The sequence below is a fragment of the Streptomyces sp. SCSIO ZS0520 genome, from assembly GCF_025643355.1.
In the GTDB taxonomy this organism is placed as follows: Bacteria; Actinomycetota; Actinomycetes; order Streptomycetales; family Streptomycetaceae; genus Streptomyces; species Streptomyces physcomitrii.
Genome location: NZ_CP092644.1, coordinates 7,251,945 through 7,268,854 on the forward strand (window position 1 = coordinate 7,251,945; position 16,910 = coordinate 7,268,854).

Here is a 16,910-nt window from a genome sequence, read left to right on the forward strand (position 1 = left end):
CACCCCCCGGCCGGATCCCGGGAAGCGGCCCGCCGCCGCCTCGCGCGCACACCACGCCCGTGCGCGCGGACGCCCACGACGCGTAGACAACGGGAGCCGCACCATGTCCGCAGCGCAGCCCGCGCCGCTCTGGAACCCGAGCCAGGAATTCATCGACAGCGCCCAGATCACCCGGTTCCAGGCCTGGGCCGCCGAGCACCACGGCGCGCCCGCCGACGGCGGCTACCCGGCCCTGCACCGCTGGTCCGTCGAGCACCTGGACACCTTCTGGGGAGCGGTCGTCGAGTGGTTCGACGTCCGGTTCACCACCCCGTACACCCAGGTCCTCGGCGAGCGCGCGATGCCCGGCGCCCAGTGGTTCACCGGCGGCCGCCTGAACTACGCCGAACACGCCCTGCGCGCTGCCGACTCGCGCGGCGAGGAGCCCGCCCTGCTCGCGGTGGACGAGTCGCAGCAGCCGGTGCCCGTCAGCTGGTCCGAGCTGCGCCGCCAGGTCGGCTCGCTCAGCGCCGAGCTCCGCGCCCTCGGCGTCCGCCCCGGGGACCGGGTCAGCGGCTACCTCCCGAACATCCCGCAGGCCGTAATCGCCTTCCTCGCCACCGCCGCCGTCGGCGCGGTGTGGACCTCCTGCGCCCCCGACTTCGGCGCCCGCAGCGTCCTCGACCGCTTCCAGCAGGTCGAGCCCGTGGTCCTGTTCGCCGTCGACGGCTACCGCTACGGCGGCAAGGAGCACGACCGCCGCGAGACCGTCGCCGAACTGCGCGCCGAACTCCCCACCCTGCGCGCCGTGGTGCACATCCCGCTGCTCGGCACCGAGGCCCCCGAGGGCACCCTCGACTGGGCCCGACTCACCGCCGCCGACACCGAACCCGCCTTCGAGCCGGTGCCCTTCGACCACCCGCTGTGGGTGCTGTACTCCTCCGGCACCACCGGCCTGCCCAAGGCCATCGTGCAGTCCCAGGGCGGCATCCTGATCGAGCACCTCAAGCAGCTCGGCCTGCACTGCGACCTCGGCCCCGGCGACCGCTTCTTCTGGTACACCTCCACCGGCTGGATGATGTGGAACTTCCTCGTCTCCGGCCTCCTCGCGGGCACCACCCTCGTGCTGTACGACGGCAGCCCCGGCTACCCCGACACCGGCGCCCAGTGGCGCATCGCCGAGCGCACCGAGGCCACCCTCTTCGGCACCTCCGCCGCCTATGTGATGGCCTGCCGCAAGGCCGAGGTCCACCCCGGCCGCGACTTCGACCTCTCCCGGGTCCGCTGCGTCGCCACCACCGGCTCCCCGCTGCCGCCCGACGGCTTCCGCTGGCTGCACGAGGAGGTCCGCGAGGACCTGTGGATCGCCTCGGTCAGCGGCGGCACCGACGTCTGCTCCTGCTTCGCGGGCGGGGTACCCACCCTGCCCGTGCACATCGGCGAACTCCAGGCCCCCGGCCTCGGCACCGACCTCCAGTCCTGGGACCCCGAGGGCAAGCCGCTCACCGACGAGGTCGGCGAACTCGTGGTCACCAACCCGATGCCCTCCATGCCGCTGCACTTCTGGAACGACCCGGACGGCAGCCGCTACCACGACAGCTACTTCGACACCTACCCCGGCGTCTGGCGCCACGGCGACTGGATCACCGTCACCTCCCGCGGCTCCGTCGTCATCCACGGCCGCTCCGACTCCACCCTCAACCGCCAGGGCGTACGGATGGGGTCCGCCGACATCTACGAGGCCGTCGAACGCCTCCCCGAGATCCGCGAATCCCTCGTCCTCGGCATCGAACAGCCCGACGGCGGCTACTGGATGCCGCTCTTCGTCCACCTCGCCCCCGGCGCCCGGCTCGACGAGGCCCTGCTCGGCCGCATCAAGCAGGTCATCCGCGAACAGCTCTCCCCGCGGCACGTCCCCGACGAGGTCATCGAGGTCGCCGCCGTCCCGCACACCCTGACCGGCAAGCGCCTCGAAGTCCCGGTCAAGCGCCTCCTCCAGGGCACCCCGCTCACCAAGGCGGTCAACCCCGGCTCGGTGGACAACGTCGCACTCCTCGCCTTCTACGAGGACCTGGCCCGCGAGCGCGCCCAGGGCTGACCGGCGACCGCGGCGCGGGACCGGTGTCCGGATCCGCTGTCAGTGCCCCTGCCTACGGTGAGTGAGTACCGATCAACCGTGCACACAGGGGGACACATGACCAGCGCCACCAGCGGGACGCACCACGTCCTGCGCCGCGAGATCGCCGGCACCGTCGGACTGCTCACCGACGCGCAGGACTTCGCCGCCATGCGCCGCTACCGCAGCTTCGCCTTCGACGACCACGAGCGCTATCTGAAGCACCTCGAAACCCTGCTCACCGACCGCAGGGCACGGGGCCGCCAGACCACCCTCGCCCTCTTCGACCCCGGCGAGTACGCCGAGTTCTGCGCCACCGCGGGCCTGGAACCCGACACCCCGGGCAGCCGCGCCCGCTTCACCGCCGAACTCGCCACCAGCGCCCCCGCCGTGCGGTACGAGGGCCAGCCGCTGCGCGAGATCGCCGAGGACCTCCTCGACGAGGCCCTGCGCCAGGCCACCTGGGAGTACGCGGCGGCCCTGCTCACCACCGCCGGGGACTGCGCCGCCTGCGGCGAGGACATCGGGCGGAGCGCCTTCGACCGCGCCCACGCCCTGCTCGGCCAGGTGCTCGACGCCCTGGGGCCGGGCAGCCACCACCTGGTGTGCAGCGCCCTGACCCCGCACGGCAGCCTCACGGCGCCCCTGCACGCCGCGGCGCCACCGGGCGGGCCCCGCGCCGTCGACCCCGGCGAGGCCCTGGAGTTCACCACGGTCCTCGCCGCCGCCCTCGCCCACGCCTGCCCCGGCGGCCTCGTCGTCCGCACCACCGAGGACGGCGCACCGGACCGCGTGCACGGCTGGCGGCTGCGCGAGGAGCAGCTCCGGCCGCTCACCGCCGCGGAGGTCTTCGACGCCTACTGCACCGACGCCGAGACCGGCGAACTCATCGCCCCGGAATCCGGCGTCGAGTACGGCACACCCCCGGACCTCGGCCCCCAGCGACCGCCGGGCGGCCATCTGCACTGAGTCCGGCGGGCGGCCCCGGACACCGACACCGGGGCCGCCTCGCACTCCCGGCCGCCAACTCCCTTAAAACACAGGCGACTTCTCCCCGGAAGGGAGCCCGCTGCTCCCCGGATCCCCAGAAGGGAGACCGCTACTCCCCGGAAAGAACCCCGCGCGCCGCCTGCCGCGCCTCCTCGGCGCTGTCGGCGGCCCGGGCCGCGGAGGCCGCGCGCTCGCACTGCGCCAGCGTGAACCTGGCCAGCGCCGTCCGCACGAAGGGCAGCGCGGACGGCGCCATCGACAAGGAGGTGACACCCAGACCGGTCAGCACACAGGCGAGCAGCGGATCCGCCGCCGCCTCCCCGCAGACACCGCAGCTCTTGCCCTCGGCCCGGGCCGCCTCGGCGGCCATCGCGACCAGGTCGAGCAGCGCGGGGCCCCAGGGATCCTGCAGCCGGGAGACCGCACCCAGCTGCCGGTCCGCGGCGAAGGTGTACTGCGCGAGGTCGTTGGTGCCCAGGGAGAGGAACTCGACTTCCTGGAGGATCGACCGTGCCCGCACCGCGGCGGCCGGAATCTCCACCATCGCCCCGAACTTGGCGTGCAGCCCCGCCTCCCGGCAGGCCGCGGCGAAGTCCCGCGCGTCCCGCCGGTCCGCCACCATGGGCGCCATCACCTCCAGATACACCGGCAGCCCCTCCGCGGCCCGGGCCAGCGCGCCCAACTGCGTCCGCAGCACCTCCGGGTGGTCGAGGAGCGCCCGCAGCCCGCGCACCCCGAGCGCCGGGTTCGGCTCGTCGGCGGGGGAGAGGAACGCAAGCGGCTTGTCGGCGCCCGCGTCCAGTACCCGCACCACCACCCGCCCCTCGGGAAAGGCCTCCAGAACCTCCCGGTACACCGCGAACTGCCGCTCCTCGGAGGGCGCCCTGCTCCCCTCCTCCAGGAAGAGGAACTCCGTACGGAACAGCCCGACGCCCTCGGCCCCCGCCTCCAGCGCCGCGGCCACCTCTCCGGGGCCGCCGATATTGGCGAGCAGCGGCACCTTGTGCCCGTCCGAGGTGGCACCGGGACCGGTCGAGGCGGCGAGCGCGGCACGGCGCTCGGCGGCGGCCCGCCGCATCTCCGCCCGCTCCTCCCCGGTCGGCTCGACGAACACCTCACCCGTACTGCCGTCCACCGCGATCACCGTCCCCTCGGCCAGCTCCACCGCTCCGGGCAGCGCCACCACCGCGGGCACGCCCAGCGAGCGGGCGAGGATCGCGCTGTGGCTGGTGGGCCCGCCCTCCTCGGTCACGAAACCGAGCACGAGCGCCGGGTCGAGGAGCGCGGTGTCGGCCGGGGCGAGGTCCCGGGCGATCAGGACATAGGGCTGGTCGCTGTCCGGCACCCCCGGCATGGGGACCCCGAGCAGCCGGGCCACGATGCGGTTGCGCACATCGTCGAGGTCGGCCACCCGCCCGGCCAGGTACTCACCGGCCCCGGCGAGCAGCGCGCGATACGAGGCGAAGGCGTCGTACACGGCACGCTCGGCCGTGCTGCCGACCGCGATGCGCCGCTCCACATCGGCCTTCAGCTCCGGGTCGTCGGCCATCAGCGCCTGGGCCTCCAGGACGGCCTGCGCCTCGCCGCCCGCCAGATTGCCCCGCGCGAGCAGATCCGCCGACACCGCCTGCACCGCCTTGCGCGCCCGGCCCTGCTCGCGCCCGGCGTCCTCGGGACGGATCTGTCTGGCAGGGGGTTCGAGCACGGCGGTGCCCATGTGCCGGATCTCGCCGATCGCGACTCCGTGACTGACCCCGACTCCCTGCAGCGTTGTTTCCATCTCACCTGTCCCGGTTGTCTGCCGGCCCGGGCCGAGGCCCCGCACTGTGCACGCGGCGACCCCTGCCCGGGCACCTGGGCTGCTGTCGCAATCTCTCAGACCCAGCCGAAAAGACTGTCACCCACACGTACGTCGCCGGACTCCACCAGATCCGAGAGCGCCTCGGGCATCGCGTCCAGGGCCACGACGGGGCAGATCGGCGACTTGCCACCGGCCTCCACCGCCGCCGGATCCCAGCGGACCAGGGGCTGCCCCCGCCGCACCGTGTCCCCCTTGGAGACCAGCAGCTCGAAACCCTGCCCCTTCAACTGGACCGTGTCGATGCCCAGATGCGTCAGAACCCCGTGGCCGCCCTCGTCCACCACGACAAAGGCGTGCGGATGCAGCGAGACGACGATGCCCTCGACCGGGGACACCGCCTCGGTCGCGCCCCGGCCGGGATCGATCGCCGTGCCCGGGCCGACCATGGACCCGGAGAACACAGGATCCGGCACCGCGGCCAGCCCGATCGCCTTCCCGGCCACCGGTGATGTCACGTCGGTCATGGGACAGAGCCTCCCGGAAGCAGACGGTTTGGACCCATACTTACCCGCCGGTCGTCCGCCCGCATCAGGCCGGCGATTTGCACGCCCTGAACGCAGGCCTGTAGAGTCTTACTCCTGCCTGAGAGCGGAACAGAGCGGCAATCAAGTCGATCTCCACCACTTCTCGGCAGTCCCAACTCGTCAGACTTCGTCTCCGACTTGAGCATCTGCATGCCTGCAGAACCTCTGGTCAGAGAGCAGAAAAAACACTGATAGAGTCGGAAACACCGAAGGGAAACGCCCGGAGGAAAGCCTCGGCTGAATGGTCGGGGTGAGTACGAAGGAAGTGTCCGTTCCTTGAGAACTCAACAGCGTGCCAAAAGTCAACGCCAGATATGTTGATACCCCTGACTCTCGGCAGTCCTTTGTGACTGTTTTGGGTTTGGGTTCCTTTGAAGAAACACACAGCGAGGATGCTGTGGACCGGGGGGATTATTCCTCTTCCTGGTTCCGCTCTCGTGTGTGTGACCGGATTACCGGTACACATTCACGGAGAGTTTGATCCTGGCTCAGGACGAACGCTGGCGGCGTGCTTAACACATGCAAGTCGAACGATGAACCCGCTTCGGTGGGGGATTAGTGGCGAACGGGTGAGTAACACGTGGGCAATCTGCCCTGCACTCTGGGACAAGCCCTGGAAACGGGGTCTAATACCGGATATTGACCTGCTTGGGCATCCAAGTGGGTGGAAAGCTCCGGCGGTGCAGGATGAGCCCGCGGCCTATCAGCTTGTTGGTGAGGTAGTGGCTCACCAAGGCGACGACGGGTAGCCGGCCTGAGAGGGCGACCGGCCACACTGGGACTGAGACACGGCCCAGACTCCTACGGGAGGCAGCAGTGGGGAATATTGCACAATGGGCGGAAGCCTGATGCAGCGACGCCGCGTGAGGGATGACGGCCTTCGGGTTGTAAACCTCTTTCAGCAGGGAAGAAGCGTGAGTGACGGTACCTGCAGAAGAAGCGCCGGCTAACTACGTGCCAGCAGCCGCGGTAATACGTAGGGCGCAAGCGTTGTCCGGAATTATTGGGCGTAAAGAGCTCGTAGGCGGCTTGTCGCGTCGGTTGTGAAAGCCCGGGGCTTAACCCCGGGTCTGCAGTCGATACGGGCAGGCTAGAGTTCGGTAGGGGAGATCGGAATTCCTGGTGTAGCGGTGAAATGCGCAGATATCAGGAGGAACACCGGTGGCGAAGGCGGATCTCTGGGCCGATACTGACGCTGAGGAGCGAAAGCGTGGGGAGCGAACAGGATTAGATACCCTGGTAGTCCACGCCGTAAACGGTGGGCACTAGGTGTGGGCAACATTCCACGTTGTCCGTGCCGCAGCTAACGCATTAAGTGCCCCGCCTGGGGAGTACGGCCGCAAGGCTAAAACTCAAAGGAATTGACGGGGGCCCGCACAAGCGGCGGAGCATGTGGCTTAATTCGACGCAACGCGAAGAACCTTACCAAGGCTTGACATACACCGGAAAACTCTGGAGACAGGGTCCCCCTTGTGGTCGGTGTACAGGTGGTGCATGGCTGTCGTCAGCTCGTGTCGTGAGATGTTGGGTTAAGTCCCGCAACGAGCGCAACCCTTGTCCCGTGTTGCCAGCAGGCCCTTGTGGTGCTGGGGACTCACGGGAGACCGCCGGGGTCAACTCGGAGGAAGGTGGGGACGACGTCAAGTCATCATGCCCCTTATGTCTTGGGCTGCACACGTGCTACAATGGCCGGTACAATGAGCTGCGATACCGCAAGGTGGAGCGAATCTCAAAAAGCCGGTCTCAGTTCGGATTGGGGTCTGCAACTCGACCCCATGAAGTCGGAGTCGCTAGTAATCGCAGATCAGCATTGCTGCGGTGAATACGTTCCCGGGCCTTGTACACACCGCCCGTCACGTCACGAAAGTCGGTAACACCCGAAGCCGGTGGCCCAACCCCCTTGTGGGGAGGGAGCTGTCGAAGGTGGGACTGGCGATTGGGACGAAGTCGTAACAAGGTAGCCGTACCGGAAGGTGCGGCTGGATCACCTCCTTTCTAAGGAGCACTTCTCACTCGGACTTGTCCGGGTCAGAGGCCAGTACATCGGCGAATGTCTGATGCTGGTTGCTCATGGGTGGAACGTTGACTACTCGGCATTTTTCATCGGCTTGTTTTCCTAGTACTGCTTCGGCGTGGAACGGGAGAGAAGTGGTGGGGGGTGTCGGGCACGCTGTTGGGTGTCTGAGGGCACGGACGTGAGTCTGGTGTCTTCGGTGCCGGCCCCAGTGAACTCGCCTTGTGTGGCGGGGTGATGGGTGGTTGGTCGTTGTTTGAGAACTGCACAGTGGACGCGAGCATCTGTGGCCAAGTTTTTAAGGGCGCACGGTGGATGCCTTGGTACCAGGAACCGATGAAGGACGTGGGAGGCCGCGATAGGCCCCGGGGAGCTGTCAACCGAGCTGTGATCCGGGGGTGTCCGAATGGGGAAACCCGGCAGTCGTCATGGGCTGTCACCCATGCCTGAACACATAGGGCATGTGGAGGGAACGCGGGGAAGTGAAACATCTCAGTACCCGCAGGAAGAGAAAACAACCGTGATTCCGGGAGTAGTGGCGAGCGAAACTGGATGAGGCTAAACCATGTGTGTGTGAGACCCGGCAGGGGTTGCGCATGTGGGGTTGTGGGATTCTTCTTGATCAATCTGCCGGTTGGTCGACGAGTCAGAAACCGTTGGTGTAGGCGAAGGACATGCGAAAGGTCCGGCGTAGAGGGTAAGACCCCCGTAGCTGAAACATCAACGGCTCGTTTGGAGAACACCCAAGTAGCACGGGGCCCGAGAAATCCCGTGTGAATCTGGCGGGACCACCCGCTAAGCCTAAATATTCCCTGGTGACCGATAGCGGATAGTACCGTGAGGGAATGGTGAAAAGTACCCCGGGAGGGGAGTGAAATAGTACCTGAAACCGTGTGCCTACAAGCCGTGGGAGCGTCGGGCAAGCACTTGTGCTTGTCTCGTGACTGCGTGCCTTTTGAAGAATGAGCCTGCGAGTTTGCGGTGTGTTGCGAGGTTAACCCGTGTGGGGAAGCCGTAGCGAAAGCGAGTCCGAATAGGGCGGTATAGTAGCGCGCTCAAGACCCGAAGCGGAGTGATCTAGCCATGGGCAGGTTGAAGCGGAGGTAAGACTTCGTGGAGGACCGAACCCACCAGGGTTGAAAACCTGGGGGATGACCTGTGGTTAGGGGTGAAAGGCCAATCAAACTCCGTGATAGCTGGTTCTCCCCGAAATGCATTTAGGTGCAGCGTCGTGTGTTTCTTGCCGGAGGTAGAGCACTGGATAGGCGATGGGCCCTACCGGGTTACTGACCTTAGCCAAACTCCGAATGCCGGTAAGTGAGAGCGCGGCAGTGAGACTGTGGGGGATAAGCTCCATGGTCGAGAGGGAAACAGCCCAGAGCATCGACTAAGGCCCCTAAGCGTACGCTAAGTGGGAAAGGATGTGGAGTCGCAGAGACAACCAGGAGGTTGGCTTAGAAGCAGCCATCCTTGAAAGAGTGCGTAATAGCTCACTGGTCAAGTGATTCCGCGCCGACAATGTAGCGGGGCTCAAGCGTACCGCCGAAGTCGTGTCAATCCAGCAGATAGCCCTAACGGGTGTTGGGTTGGGTAGGGGAGCGTCGTGTGCCGGGTGAAGCCGCGCCGGAAGGCAGTGGTGGATGGTTCACGAGTGAGAATGCAGGCATGAGTAGCGATACACACGTGAGAAACGTGTGCGCCGATTGACTAAGGGTTCCTGGGTCAAGCTGATCTGCCCAGGGTAAGTCGGGACCTAAGGCGAGGCCGACAGGCGTAGTCGATGGATAACCGGTTGATATTCCGGTACCCGCTGTAGAGCGTCAAACATCGAGCATCGTGATGCTAAGGCCGTGAAGCCGCCCTGATCTCTTCGGAGTTGAGGGGAGTGGTGGAGCCGCCGGTCCAAGCGGTTAGTAGGTGAGTGATGGGGTGACGCAGGAAGGTAGTCCATCCCGGGCGGTGGTTGTCCCGGGGTAAGGGTGTAGCCCGTGCGATAGGTAAATCCGTCGTACATAGGGGTGAGACCTGATGCCGAGCCGATTGTGGTGAAGTGGATGATCCTATGCTGTCGAGAAAAGCCTCTAGCGAGTTTTATGGCGGCCCGTACCCTAAACCGACTCAGGTGGTCTGGTAGAGAATACCGAGGCGTTCGGGTGAACTATGGTTAAGGAACTCGGCAAAATGCCCCCGTAACTTCGGGAGAAGGGGGGCCATTTCTGGTGATCCCACGTGCTGGGTGAGCTGGGGGTGGCCGCAGAGACCAGCGAGAAGCGACTGTTTACTAAAAACACAGGTCCGTGCGAAGCCGTAAGGCGATGTATACGGACTGACGCCTGCCCGGTGCTGGAACGTTAAGGGGACCGGTTAGCTCACTTTCGGGTGGGCGAGGCTGAGAACTTAAGCGCCAGTAAACGGCGGTGGTAACTATAACCATCCTAAGGTAGCGAAATTCCTTGTCGGGTAAGTTCCGACCTGCACGAATGGCGTAACGACTTCTCGACTGTCTCAACCATAGGCCCGGTGAAATTGCACTACGAGTAAAGATGCTCGTTTCGCGCAGCAGGACGGAAAGACCCCGGGACCTTTACTACAGTTTGATATTGGTGTTCGGTTCGGCTTGTGTAGGATAGGTGGGAGACTGTGAACTTGTCACGCCAGTGGCGGGGGAGTCGTTGTTGAAATACCACTCTGGTCGTGCTGGATGTCTAACCTGGGTCCGTGATCCGGATCAGGGACAGTGTCTGATGGGTAGTTTAACTGGGGCGGTTGCCTCCTAAAGGGTAACGGAGGCGCCCAAAGGTTCCCTCAGCCTGGTTGGTAATCAGGTGTTGAGTGTAAGTGCACAAGGGAGCTTGACTGTGAGACCGACGGGTCGAGCAGGGACGAAAGTCGGGACTAGTGATCCGGCGGTGGCTTGTGGAAGCGCCGTCGCTCAACGGATAAAAGGTACCCCGGGGATAACAGGCTGATCTTCCCCAAGAGTCCATATCGACGGGATGGTTTGGCACCTCGATGTCGGCTCGTCGCATCCTGGGGCTGGAGTCGGTCCCAAGGGTTGGGCTGTTCGCCCATTAAAGCGGTACGCGAGCTGGGTTTAGAACGTCGTGAGACAGTTCGGTCCCTATCCGCTGTGCGCGTAGGAATATTGAGAAGGGCTGTCCCTAGTACGAGAGGACCGGGACGGACGAACCTCTGGTGTGCCAGTTGTTCTGCCAAGGGCATGGCTGGTTGGCTACGTTCGGGAGGGATAACCGCTGAAAGCATCTAAGCGGGAAGCCTGCTTCGAGATGAGTGTTCCCACCTCCTTTGAGAGGGTAAGGCTCCCAGTAGACGACTGGGTTGATAGGCCGGATATGGAAGCCCTGTGAGGGGTGGAGTTGACCGGTACTAATAGGCCGAGGGCTTGTCCTCAGTTGCTCGCGTCCACTGTGTTTGTTCTGAAACCACGAACAACCGCTGCCCCGCATCCAGGTGGGTGTGGTGTGGCTTCGGTTGTGTGTTTCATAGTGTTTCGGTGGTCATAGCGTGAGGGAAACGCCCGGTTACATTCCGAACCCGGAAGCTAAGCCTTACAGCGCCGATGGTACTGCAGGGGGGACCCTGTGGGAGAGTAGGACGCCGCCGAACTAAACGTGATGAAGAAACCCCGGTTTCTGGTCTTCGGATCAGAAACCGGGGTTTCTTTATGTGCCGGGCCCGGCCGCCACCCCTCTGCCGGGGCCGAGGCCGGCTGAGGGTAAAGTCATCAGGCATCGTCGGCTCGTAAACCAGGAGGCCCCCGGGTGGAGGTCCAGGAGACCCGTGTCCAGACCGACCGGGTGCTCACCATCCCCAACATCCTCAGCATGGCTCGCCTGCTGGGCGTGCCGCTGTTCCTGTGGCTGATCCTGCGTCCCGAGTTCGGCGGCCCCAAGAGTGACTTCTGGGCCCTCCTGGTGCTGATGTTCAGCGGGGTCAGCGACTATCTGGACGGCAAGCTGGCCCGGCGCTGGAACCAGATCAGCAGCCTGGGCCGCCTGCTGGATCCGGCCGCGGACCGGCTCTACATCCTCTCCACCCTGGTCGGGCTGACCTGGCGGGAGATTCTTCCGCTCTGGCTCACCTGCGTTCTGCTCGCGCGGGAGCTGGTCCTCCTTGTGATGGTGGGGATCCTGCGGCGCCATGGATATCCGCCGCCGCAGGTGAACTTCCTCGGGAAGGCCGCGACCTTCAACCTGATGTACGCCTTCCCGCTACTTCTCCTCAGCGATGCGAGCGGCTGGATCGCCTCGTTGGCCGCGGTTTTCGGCTGGGCTTTCGCGGGATGGGGTACAACTCTCTACTGGTGGGCAGGGATCCTCTACATGGTTCAGGTCCGCCGTCTCGTCAAGGCGGACAGCATGGCCGATTGAGGCTGCAGTGCGGCAGCCCCCACCCCTCTGGCCCGGCATCGATATGTACGGGACAATGGCGGCGGATGATGAAGTCGGCTGAACCGTCGTCTCTTAGAGGAGGACGCTTCCGACATGAAGGCCGTCGTTATGGCCGGAGGCGAGGGCACACGCCTTCGTCCCATGACCGCAAGTATGCCCAAGCCGCTCCTTCCGGTGGCCAATCGGCCGATCATGGAGCACGTGCTGCGGCTGCTCAAACGACATGGGCTCAATGAGACCGTGGTCACAGTGCAGTTCCTGGCCTCCCTGGTCAAGAACTATTTCGGGGACGGCGACGAACTCGGCATGGAGCTGAGCTACGCCAACGAGGAGAAGCCGCTCGGCACCGCGGGAAGCGTCAAGAACGCCGAAGAGGCCCTCAAGGACGACGCCTTCCTTGTCATCTCGGGCGACGCACTGACGGACTTCGATCTGACCGAGCTGATCAATTTCCACAAGGAGAAGGGCGCGCTCGTCACCGTCTGTCTGACGCGCGTACCGAATCCCCTGGAATTCGGAATCACCATTGTCGACGAGAACGGCAAGGTCGAGCGTTTCCTGGAGAAGCCGACCTGGGGCCAGGTCTTCTCGGACACGGTGAACACCGGTATCTACGTCATGGAGCCGGAGGTCTTCGACTACGTCGAGGCCGACACCTCCGTCGACTGGTCGGGCGATGTCTTCCCTCAGCTCATGAAGGAGGGCAAGCCGATCTACGGCTTCATCGCCGAGGGGTACTGGGAGGACGTCGGCACCCACGAGAGCTATGTGAAGGCGCAGGCCGACATCCTCGAGGGCAAGGTCGACGTCGAGCTCGACGGCTTCGAGATCTCGCCGGGCGTCTGGGTGGCCGAGGGCGCCGAGGTCAGTCCGGAGGCGGTGCTGCGGGGCCCGCTCTACATCGGTGACTACGCCAAGGTCGAGGCCGGCGTCGAGATCCGGGAGCACACCGTCGTCGGCTCCAACGTGGTCGTCAAGACGGGCGCCTTCCTGCACAAGGCGGTCGTGCACGACAACGTCTACGTGGGCCAGCAGAGCAACCTCCGCGGCTGCGTGGTCGGCAAGAACACCGACATCATGCGGGCCGCGCGGATCGAGGACGGCGCCGTCATCGGCGACGAGTGCCTGATCGGCGAGGAGTCGATCATCCAGGGCAACGTGCGGGTCTACCCGTTCAAGACCATCGAGGCGGGCGCCTTCGTCAACCAGTCGGTGATCTGGGAGTCCCGCGGCCAGGCCCAGCTCTTCGGCGCCCGCGGTGTCTCCGGGATCCTCAACGTCGAGATCACCCCGGAGCTGGTGGTGAGGCTGGCGGGGGCGTACGCGACCACCCTGAAGAAGGGCTCCACCGTCACGACGGCCCGTGACCACTCGCGAGGCGCCCGCGCGCTCAAGCGCGCCGTCATCTCGGCGCTCCAGGCCAGCGCCATCGACGTACGGGACCTGGAGAACGTCCCGCTGCCCGTGGCCCGGCAGCAGACCGCGCGGGGCAGCGCCGGCGGGATCATGATCCGTACGAGCCAGGGCGTGCCCGACTCCGTGGACATCATGTTCTTCGACGGCGACGGGGCCGACCTCTCCCAGGCCAGCCAGCGCAAGCTCGACCGGGTGTTCTCGCGGCAGGAGTACCGCAGGGCCTTCCCCGGGGAGATCGGGGACCTGCGCTTCCCCGCCAGCGTCTTCGACTCGTACACCGGCTCGCTGCTGCGGGACGTGGACACCTCCGGGGTCGCCGAGTCCGGGCTGAAGATCGTCGTGGACGCCTCCAACGGCAGCGCGGGCCTCGTCCTGCCGAGCCTGCTCGGAAAGCTCGGGGTGGACGCGCTGACCATCAACCCCGGCCTGGACGAGTCCCGTCCGACCGAGACGGCCGACACCCGCAGGGCGGGGCTGCTGCGCCTCGGCGAGATCGTGGCCTCGGCCCGCGCCGACTTCGGGGTGCGCTTCGACCCGGTGGGCGAGCGCCTGTCCCTGGTGGACGAGAAGGGGCGGATCATCGAGGACGACCGGGCGCTGCTCGTGCTCCTCGACCTGGTGGCCGCCGAGCGCCGCAGCGGGCGGGTGGCGCTGCCGGTGACGACGACCCGGGTCGCCGAGCAGGTGGCCGCGTACCACGGCACCCAGGTGGAGTGGACGACCACCTCGCCCGACGACCTCACGCGGGTCGGCCGCGAGGATCAGACCATCTTCGGCGGAGACGGGCGCGGCGGCTTCATCGTGCCCGAGTTCAGCAGCGTCTTCGACGGGACGGCGGCCTTCGTACGGCTCATCGGGCTGGTCGCGCGTACCCAGTTGACGCTCAGCCAGATCGATGCGCGCATCCCGCGGGCGCATGTGCTGCGCCGCGATCTCGCCACTCCCTGGGCGGTCAAGGGCCTGGTGATGCGCACCGTCGTGGAGGCCGCCGGAGACCGCTCCGTGGACACCACGGACGGGGTGCGGGTGGTCGAGGCGGACGGGCGCTGGGTGATGGTGCTGCCCGACCCCGCGGAGGCCGTCACCCACCTCTGGGCGGAGGGGCCGGACGACGCCTCCGCGCAGGCCCTGCTCGACGAGTGGTCGGCGGTCGTGGACAGCGCCGGGCGCTGATCCGGGCATTCGTACCGGAGAGCGCGGGATTTCCGTGCTCTCCGGGCGAGTTCGGTGGGGCCATTCGGAGCTGAGGGCCCCGACGTGCGACGATGTGCGGCATGCCGCAGCAGCCGCCCGAACGGAGTACCCCGCAGCGCCGCCCGCGCCCGGACGCCTCCATGTCGCTGCTGACCAATGTGATGGAGCACGGCCTCGACGAGGGGTACGCGGAGGCGGCCGAGCGCAAGAGGGCCCGCGGCCAGTCGGCGCTGCCGGGCCGGCTGCGGGCGAAGCTGGGCCTCGCCGCCGGTCTGGTGCTCGCGGCCGCCGTGGTCACGGTGGGCGCCGCGCAGGCGCGGGTGGCCGCTCCGGTGGTGGCCAAGGAGCGCGAGGAACTGATCGACCGCATCGATCAGGAGACGGAGACCGCCGACCGGCTGGAGTCCCGGGTCGACTCGCTGCGCAACGAGGTGAGCGACCGCCAGCAGGAGGCGCTGAAGAAGCACGGCGGCGACAAGGGCGAGCTGATGGGCCTGCTCTCCGGGGCGATCGCCGTGGAGGGCCCCGGGGTCGAACTCGTCGTGGACGACGCCAAATCGGCCCAGTCCGAGGGCGGCGGCCCCCGGGAGAGCGCGGACTTCTCCGACACCGGCCGGGTCCGCGACCGGGACATGCAGCGGGTGGTCAACGGCCTGTGGGAATCCGGCGCCGAGGCCATCTCGATAAACGGGCAGCGGCTGACCGCCCTGTCCGCGATCCGCGCCGCCGGGGACGCCATACTGGTCGACAACCGGCCGCTGGTGCCGCCGTACACGGTGCTCGCCATCGGTGACAAGGACCGGCTCAGCCGCACCTTCCAGGACAGTGCCGACGGGCAGTACCTGGACGCGCTGCAGAAGAACTTCGGCATCCGTACGGCCATCTCCGTGCACAACGAGCTGAAGCTGCCCGCGGCGCCCAGCGTGATCGTCAGAACCGCACGGCCGACAACGCAGAAGCAGCAAGAACAGCAGAAGCAGCAAGAACAGCAGAACTCGGGGAAGGGCACATCGTGATCGCCGTACTGGGCCTCATCGTGGGAGTCGTGGTCGGACTGCTGGTCCGGCCCGAGGTGCCCGCGGTGGTCGAGCCCTACCTACCGATCGCCGTGGTCGCGGCACTGGACGCGGTCTTCGGAGGCCTGCGGGCGATGCTCGACGGCATCTTCGACGACAAGGTCTTCGTGGTGTCCTTCCTGTCCAATGTGGTGGTCGCCGCGCTCATCGTCTTCCTGGGCGACAAGCTCGGGGTCGGCGCGCAGCTGTCCACCGGTGTGGTCGTCGTCCTCGGGATCCGCATCTTCTCCAACGCGGCCGCCATCCGCCGTCACGTCTTCCGGGCGTGAGGCGCATGGACCCCAAGGACCCCAGGGACCCCGAGAACCCCATGGACAGGGGCGAGCGCCCCGAGCCGCACTTCCGCAGGGAGCTTCCCGCCGAGGTGCCCGCCGAGCAGACGGGCGCCGATCGGGGCGCCACTGCCGCGGAGCCCGCCGCGCCGGAGCCCGCTGCCGCCCCGGCGCCGCACGCCCCCGACGAGAGCGGACGGCGGCGGCTGCTGAGCAGTCTGTGGCCGCCGCGGGTCAGCAGGGCCCAGCTCATCGTGGCCGTGCTGCTCGCCGGGCTCGGCTTCGGGCTGGCCATCCAGGTGGCGTCGACCAACGACAACAGCGCGCTGCGGGGCGCGCGCCAGGAGGATCTCGTACGGATCCTGGATGAACTCGACGACCGTACGCAGCGTCTGGAAGATGAGAAGCAGCGTCTGGAGGAGCAGCGGACCGGTCTGGAGAGCAGCTCCAACCAGGCGGAGGAGGCCCGCAAGCAGACCCTGGAGAAGGAGCGCCAACTCGGCGTCCTCGCGGGGACGGTGGCGGCCGAGGGGCCGGGCATCACGGTGACCGTCGAGGACGGGAAGGGGACGGTGGAGGCGGACATGCTGCTCGACGCCGTCCAGGAGCTGCGTGCCGCGGGGGCGGAGGCGATTCAGGTCAACGGGGTGCGTGTGGTGGCCAATACGTATCTGTCCGACGCTTCCGGGGGTGGAGTGAGCGTGGATGGGAACAAGATCAAGGCGCCGTATCGTTTTCGGGTCATCGGCAAACCGGAGGACCTCGCACCGGCGCTGAACATCCCAGGGGGAGTCGTGCAGACGCTGGAGAAGGAGCAGGCGGTGGTGAGTGTGCAGGACGAGGAGAAGGTCGTCGTGGACGCCTTGCGACCGGCCGAAGAGCCTGACTACGCTCGGTCGTCGTCCCGGTGAAGAAACGGTGTATGGCGGCTGCCCGACGGGGGCATGAGCTTGCGAGGGGTCGGCACATCACGAAAGCCGCGCGTGAGGGAAACTGTTGGGCGGACAAGGACGTTGAGAGAGTGTCCGGGTCGGCAGCAGTGAGCAGTCAGGGTTC

Annotated in this window: 9 protein-coding genes and 3 rRNA genes; 10 read left to right on the top strand and 2 right to left on the bottom strand. The window is 66.6% G+C overall.

Features of this window, described 5'->3' with window-relative positions:
* Window positions 1–103: 103 nt before the first annotated feature.
* The gene (locus tag MID12_RS29590) at window positions 104–2,077 is read left to right on the top strand and encodes an acetoacetate--CoA ligase (protein WP_263172070.1); all 1,974 of its coding nucleotides are present in this window, start codon (window positions 104–106) and stop codon (window positions 2,075–2,077) included.
* Between the two features lie 96 nt (window positions 2,078–2,173).
* Entirely contained in the window at window positions 2,174–3,064 is an 891-nt protein-coding gene (locus MID12_RS29595) for a hypothetical protein (protein ID WP_263172072.1), read from the top strand.
* A 130-nt stretch (window positions 3,065–3,194) separates the two neighbouring features.
* On the opposite strand, the gene ptsP is transcribed toward MID12_RS29595, so the two are convergent.
* The gene (ptsP, locus tag MID12_RS29600) at window positions 3,195–4,865 is read right to left on the bottom strand and encodes a phosphoenolpyruvate--protein phosphotransferase (RefSeq protein ID WP_263172074.1); all 1,671 of its coding nucleotides are present in this window, start codon (window positions 4,863–4,865) and stop codon (window positions 3,195–3,197) included.
* Between the two features lie 95 nt (window positions 4,866–4,960).
* Window positions 4,961–5,410 carry a PTS glucose transporter subunit IIA gene (locus MID12_RS29605; protein WP_040255166.1) on the bottom strand — a complete coding sequence of 150 codons (450 nt, stop codon included), beginning with the start codon at window positions 5,408–5,410 and terminating at the stop codon, window positions 4,961–4,963.
* 525 nt (window positions 5,411–5,935) lie between these two features.
* On the opposite strand from MID12_RS29605, the gene MID12_RS29610 reads away from it, so the two are divergent.
* The 8 genes from MID12_RS29610 to MID12_RS29645 all read left to right on the top strand — a co-directional run bounded on the left by MID12_RS29610 (window position 5,936) and on the right by MID12_RS29645 (window position 16,765).
* A 16S ribosomal RNA gene (locus MID12_RS29610) occupies window positions 5,936–7,465 on the top strand.
* Window positions 7,466–7,772: 307 nt separating this feature from the next.
* A 23S ribosomal RNA gene (locus MID12_RS29615) occupies window positions 7,773–10,895 on the top strand.
* Window positions 10,896–10,994: 99 nt separating this feature from the next.
* Window positions 10,995–11,111 (top strand): 5S ribosomal RNA (rrf, locus tag MID12_RS29620).
* The 16S, 23S and 5S rRNA genes sit together here, the layout of an rRNA operon.
* Window positions 11,112–11,266: 155 nt before the next feature.
* The gene (gene pgsA, locus MID12_RS29625; protein ID WP_040255167.1) at window positions 11,267–11,875 is read left to right on the top strand and encodes a CDP-diacylglycerol--glycerol-3-phosphate 3-phosphatidyltransferase; all 609 of its coding nucleotides are present in this window, start codon (window positions 11,267–11,269) and stop codon (window positions 11,873–11,875) included.
* A gap of 114 nt (window positions 11,876–11,989) precedes the next feature.
* The gene (locus tag MID12_RS29630) at window positions 11,990–14,485 is read left to right on the top strand and encodes a mannose-1-phosphate guanyltransferase (protein ID WP_040255168.1); all 2,496 of its coding nucleotides are present in this window, start codon (window positions 11,990–11,992) and stop codon (window positions 14,483–14,485) included.
* A 92-nt stretch (window positions 14,486–14,577) separates the two neighbouring features.
* Entirely contained in the window at window positions 14,578–15,522 is a 945-nt protein-coding gene (locus tag MID12_RS29635) for a DUF881 domain-containing protein (protein ID WP_263172079.1), read from the top strand.
* Entirely contained in the window at window positions 15,519–15,851 is a 333-nt protein-coding gene (locus tag MID12_RS29640; protein WP_040255169.1) for a small basic family protein, read from the top strand. The genes MID12_RS29635 and MID12_RS29640 overlap by 4 nt, the downstream gene beginning before the upstream one ends.
* A gap of 41 nt (window positions 15,852–15,892) precedes the next feature.
* Window positions 15,893–16,765 (top strand): DUF881 domain-containing protein, encoded by an 873-nt coding sequence (locus tag MID12_RS29645; protein WP_263173531.1) that lies wholly within the window; start codon window positions 15,893–15,895, stop codon window positions 16,763–16,765.
* Window positions 16,766–16,910: the final 145 nt, after the last annotated feature.